The following is a 5,560-nucleotide window of genomic DNA, read 5'->3' on the forward strand; positions in this document are numbered from 1 at the left end:
CCCAAACCCCAAACCCCAAACCCCAAACCCCAAACATTGTTAAAATCAAAAAAATATTTACGATTAATTTTGTTGATTTTTTTATTATTTTTTTTAATAAATAAAATGCCCGTAAATCGCCAGACAGAGGTTCATTTCCACTCGATCATTTTGAAGAGTGTCGCAAACTGGCAGAATCATACTCGGAATGCATTAATTTAAACGACAATTTACCAAAAAAATGCAGGAGTTTGACCATTGGTTAGCCCAATTCAGGCAAAACTGGGAAACTCAATTTAACCAGCTTGACCATTTATTAACAACAATAAAAGAACAGGAAAAATGAACAACGATTTGCTATTTGATTTCAACGTTGACAAAGCGGCGAAAATGGTTTATATAACCAGGGAATTTAACGCCGGACAGTCTTTAGTATGGGATGCCTTTACCAAAGCCGAACTGCTGGACCAATGGGGGGCACCTGCACCTATGCGCGCCAAAACCAAGTATATGAATTTTGAAGTAGGCGGGCGGCGATTTTACGCGATGATAAGCCCCGACGGGCAGGAGCGTTGGTCGGTGCAGGAATTTACATCCATTACCCCGAAAACCAATTTTAAGATGTACAACGCCTTTGCAGATAAGGACGAAAATCGTGAACTGCCGGGTTCTGAGTGGGATTATAATTTCAGCGAGCAAAATGGCATAACTAAAGTGGACATTACCATTTTTAATGAATCGTTTGAGCGATTGGAGAAATTATTAGAGGGCTTCAAAACAGGCTTCACCATGACGTTAAAAAACCTGGAAGAATTGTTGGCGTCCTTATCGTAGAAAACATAAAAAGAAAATTTACAATCATTTTTAAGAATTAAAAATTATGAGAGCAATCAATCCCTGGATCAACTTCAACGGAAATGCCGAAGAAGCATTCACTTTTTACAAATCGGTTTTTGGCGGAGAGTTTGCCAGGATCATTCGTTTCAAGGACCTGGCAAGCGCTGAATTTCAGGTACCGGATAATGAAGCAAATAGGATAATGCACATTGCTTTACCTATTGGCAAACACAACGTGTTAATAGCCAATGATGTTCCCGAATTTATGGGAAGAGTAAACGAAAACGAAAACAGATCCAAAATATCAGTTAGTGCAGAAAGTCGTGAAGAAGCAGACAAAATATTTACGGGATTATCAGCAGGCGGAGTTATAGAAGGAACTATCGGAGATAGTCCCTGGGGTACTTACGCCGGAATGTTTAGGGATAAATATGGCATTGAATGGATTGTGGAATTTGACCCCTGTTATAACGGAGGAATTTAACGGGATGGGACAGTATACCGGTCGAGTTAAGTGCGATCAGGTGCCAGAACAGGTCGTGGAGTAAGACGCGGCCTTAAACTAAATAGCCCCGCTGATGCGTGTGTGCAATTTGCCTTAATTGTTCCCGGGGTAAAAAGCATTGCCTTAAATGCCGCTACTGCAAGCCGGGTAAAATCTAATCTGGAGATGATGGATACAGATACCCCCTTGCAATTCTGGCAACAATTAAAAAATAAATCTTTAATTGAAACTGACTTTACTTCCTGGTGCCAATCATCTATTACTGTAAACTTATAAAGTATAAAATGAAAACTTTAGTATGCACAAAACCGGGTGAGTTTGAATATGCAGCAGCAGAACAACCTCAATTAAAACCAGGGTATGCCATCATAAAAATAAAGCGAATAGGAATTTGCGGCACCGATTTGCACGCTTTTGAAGGTACGCAACCTTACTTTGAATATCCCCGCATTTTAGGTCACGAACTTTCAGGCGAAATAGTCGCGGTTGATAGCGCGCCAGGTTTTGAGGTTGGCGAAGCTGTAACATTTATACCATATTTCAACTGTGGTACTTGCATTGCCTGCCGGAACGGGAAACAAAATGCCTGCGAAAATATAAAGGTATGCGGTGTGCACCAGGATGGAGGAATGGTTGAATATTGTTCTGTGCCGTCTTATTGCTTAATTCATGGTGAAGGGTTGGGCTTTGATGCATTAGCATTAATTGAACCCTTATCGATAGGTGCGCATGGCATAAGGAGGGCAGGTGTAACCAAAGGTGAATTTGTTTTGGTAATAGGCGCGGGCCCAATTGGACTGGGAACTATGGAGTTTGCCCGCATTGCCGGCGCAAAAGTGATTGCTCTCGATGTCAACGGCGAGCGATTGAAATTTTGCAAAGAAAAATTGCAGGTACCCCATATTATTAATGCAATGGATGTTGATGTGATGGCACAATTGAAATCTATCACAAATGGCGATATGCCAACAGTTGTAATTGATGCATCCGGAAATTTAAAGGCTATCAATAATGCGTTTCAATATATGTCGCATGGTGCGAGATTTGTTTTGATCGGGTTGCCGCAAGGGGAGATTTGTTTTAGTCATCCTGAATTTCACAAAAGAGAAGCGACGCTCATGAGCAGCCGGAATGCGACACGGGAAGATTTTGAGCACGTAATTACTTCAATGAAACGAAAAGAAATTGATCCGACCACTTATATCACTCACCGGGTTTCATTTGATCAGGTAAAGGATGAATTTGAAAGTTGGTTGAATCCCTCCAAGGGCGTGATAAAAGCAATAGTGGAAATGGTTTGACCCACTTTACGGAAAATGACTTTTTAAAAACTTAACAAATTAAAAAATCTTGCCTCGCAGTTGACTTAATAAATAATCCAGGACTAATTGCTGAATATGAAAATTGGCATAAAAAAGAGAACGCAGGGCCTGTGATAATGAAAAGTATTAGCAATTCAGGAATCCACAATATAGAAATCTATCGGACATGCAACCGGTTAATCATGGTTATGGAAACTGACGATGATTTCAGTTTTGAAAGCAAAGCGGCTATGGAAAGCACCAACCAGCTAGGTCATCAATGGGAAGAGTTGATGTGGAAATTTCAACAACCATTACCATGGGCTGAGCAGCGTGAGAAATGGATTTTGATGAACAGGATTTTTCAACTATAGTAAATGTGCTGGCTATGTTCAGTAAACCTTTATTACCCTCATTAGATGAAAAGAAGAACATTAATCAAGGGAATGGCTGTTGCCATGCCATCGCTGTATTTATTACGGGCCTAGCCAATAATTTTTATAATGACCAAATTTTAAATGAGCCAAATATAAAAGGGCCCTTCAAGCCAACATGGGGATCAACTTCGTCCCGAATAAGTTGATTCCCTGGCGACCTGCCCTTCAAAGAATCGGATGCTTACCTTATTGACATATGACAAATATTCTCCTCATATACCTGAAAACCCGCACTTTTCTTCTTAAATTTTACGAACTTTGCGCAAAAATTTAAAACATACTTAATGAGCCTTTTAGTAATTGGTACCGTAGCGTTCGACGCCATTGAAACCCCTTTTGGCAAAACAGATAAAATAGTTGGCGGCGCTGCGACTTATGCAAGCCTTGCGGCTTCGTATTTTTATGATAAAGTAAAGATTGTAGCCGTAGTTGGCGACGATTTTCCGCAAAGCGAAATAAAAGATTTTAATAAGCACCATATCAGTACCGAAGGGCTGCAGGTAAAAGCGGGTGAAAAGTCTTTCTTCTGGTCGGGCCGTTATCATAATGATATGAACAGCCGCGATACGCTGATCACCGAACTGAACGTACTGGCTGATTTTGACCCCATCATCCCACCCTCTTATCAGGATTGCGAATTCCTGATGCTGGGCAATTTACAGCCACAGGTGCAGCAAACGGTTATAAACCGCCTTACCAATCGCCCTAAGCTTATTGTAATGGACACCATGAACTTCTGGATGGATGTTGCCCTGGAAGAACTGCTGGATACCATTAAAATGGTGGATGTACTTACCATTAACGATGCCGAGGCCCGGCAGCTGTCAGGCGAACACTCCCTTGTTAAGGCAGCCCATAAAATTTTAACCATGGGTCCTGAATATTTGATCATTAAAAAAGGCGAGCATGGTGCGCTGCTCTTCCACGAAAATAAAATATTTGCTGCCCCAGCATTGCCTCTTGCCGACGTATTTGATCCAACCGGCGCAGGTGATACTTTTGCAGGCGGCTTTATCGGCTACATGGCCAAAGTAGGTACCGTTAATTTCAATAACATGAAAAATGCCATCATTTTTGGCTCAGCGCTGGCTTCATTCTGTGTAGAAAAGTTTGGTACCGAAAAGATCCGTAACCTTAGCCAGCAGGAAATAGCTGCCAGGGTGCAGGAGTTTGTGAGTTTATCGAAGTTTGAAATAAATTAATTGCGGATTGCTAAATGTCGATTGCGGAATGACGTAATACTTCCGCAATTGGCATTCCGATTTTCGCATTTACCCTAACCTCCCTATCGGGTCGAAATTCTTGAATACCCATTCATCATGCGGGGCGTCTTTCAGTTCATCGGTAAGGTCCTGCCCGGCCCAGTGCTCGTAGTGTTTACCTCTCATCCATAGCCTGCTGCGCGATACATCGTAGATTTTTCCTTTATAGGCCACCCAGATCTCCGGCTTGTCGCTCCCGTTCCGGAGCGCCAGTTGCGATTTGGTATATACAGGTAATTCGCTCATTTGGCTGCAAAATAGCCAAATAAAACCGGCACAAAAAAAAAATCTCCCTGCTAAAAAAACAGGGAGATTCAAATTATATATGTTGAGCTTGTTAATTTTCAGCGTAAACAGGTTTGGCAACGCCTGTATCGTAAGCTTTAAGGCTCTTTTTAAGCAGCTTGCGGGCAACGTGAATACGGGTTTTAACCGTGCCGATCGGGATTTCCAGATCATCAGCAATTTCGTGGTATTTGTGGCCTTCAAAATACATCGTGAAGGGTACGTAATAGTCAGCGGGCAGCCTGTCTAAAGCTTTCTTCAAATCGTCCATCACAAACTTGGCTTCGCCCTGATTTTTGGTTGAACTGAATACCAGGTTTGGCGAGCTGATCTCGTCGCTCTTGGTAACAAAAGTGTTCATTTTTATAAACCGGCGATAGTTGTTAATGAAAGTATTTTTCATGATAGTGTATAACCACCCTTTTAAATTTGTTCCTTCCTTAAACTTGTTGTAGTATGTAATGGCTTTCAACATTGTATCCTGGACAAGGTCGTTAGCATCGTCTGCGTCGCGGGTAAAGTGTAAGGCATATGACCTTAGCGAGGTTGCCTGACGTAGTACTAGGGTGTTAAACTCAATCTTTGTCATCTGTTAATGTTTTGTATCAACAGTAAGACAAACATAGTACCACTAAAAAGTCGCGGGGCACAGGGCCGCCGGGCCGGTCTGCCAAATATCAATCGCCGTAAAGCTCAATTTATTAAACACTAAGGTGGTATTTAACGCACTGTAAAACAGGCGTTTGCTTGTGTTGTTTGTTGGGGTGTCATCTGCAGCGATTGAAAGCCGGATGCTTCAGGAAGTGGTAGTTTATTAAACCGCCTTTTGGTAAAAATAAAAAAACCTAACCAATTAGATTCACTTCGCGCTGTAGCCTTACGCCAAATTTGGCGTACACACTGTCTATAATTATGGACGAAAAACTATACACTTCCTCTCCGGTAGCACCGCCA

7 protein-coding genes are annotated in these 5,560 nt (G+C 41.9%); 5 read left to right on the forward strand and 2 right to left on the reverse strand.

Annotation, left to right across the window (positions count from 1 at the left end; all coding sequences use genetic code 11):
• The first annotated feature begins 321 nt into the window (after positions 1–321).
• From QZY09_RS19980 to QZY09_RS20000, 5 genes are all read left to right on the forward strand, one after another.
• Complete coding sequence (locus QZY09_RS19980; RefSeq protein ID WP_295675303.1) at positions 322–813, forward strand: SRPBCC domain-containing protein; 492 nt, start codon at positions 322–324, stop codon at positions 811–813.
• A gap of 46 nt (positions 814–859) precedes the next feature.
• Positions 860–1,300, forward strand: a complete 441-nt coding sequence (locus tag QZY09_RS19985) for a VOC family protein (protein WP_295675305.1) — start codon at positions 860–862, stop codon at positions 1,298–1,300.
• A gap of 305 nt (positions 1,301–1,605) precedes the next feature.
• Complete coding sequence (locus QZY09_RS19990) at positions 1,606–2,622, forward strand: zinc-binding alcohol dehydrogenase family protein (protein WP_295675308.1); 1,017 nt, start codon at positions 1,606–1,608, stop codon at positions 2,620–2,622.
• A gap of 38 nt (positions 2,623–2,660) precedes the next feature.
• Positions 2,661–2,996, forward strand: a complete 336-nt coding sequence (locus QZY09_RS19995; protein ID WP_295675317.1) for an L-rhamnose mutarotase — start codon at positions 2,661–2,663, stop codon at positions 2,994–2,996.
• Between the two features lie 347 nt (positions 2,997–3,343).
• Entirely contained in the window at positions 3,344–4,261 is a 918-nt protein-coding gene (locus tag QZY09_RS20000; protein ID WP_295675310.1) for a PfkB family carbohydrate kinase, read from the forward strand.
• A 69-nt stretch (positions 4,262–4,330) separates the two neighbouring features.
• Here the strand turns inward: QZY09_RS20000 and QZY09_RS20005 are convergent, their stop codons facing one another.
• Positions 4,331–4,567 (reverse strand): cytochrome b5 domain-containing protein, encoded by a 237-nt coding sequence (locus QZY09_RS20005; protein WP_295675312.1) that lies wholly within the window; start codon positions 4,565–4,567, stop codon positions 4,331–4,333.
• 91 nt (positions 4,568–4,658) lie between these two features.
• Positions 4,659–5,195: a sigma-70 family RNA polymerase sigma factor gene (locus QZY09_RS20010; RefSeq protein ID WP_096349852.1), complete on the reverse strand. Its 537-nt coding sequence runs from the start codon at positions 5,193–5,195 to the stop codon at positions 4,659–4,661.
• Positions 5,196–5,560: the final 365 nt, after the last annotated feature.

This window comes from uncultured Mucilaginibacter sp. (assembly GCF_903913935.1).
Taxonomy (GTDB): domain Bacteria; phylum Bacteroidota; class Bacteroidia; order Sphingobacteriales; family Sphingobacteriaceae; genus Mucilaginibacter.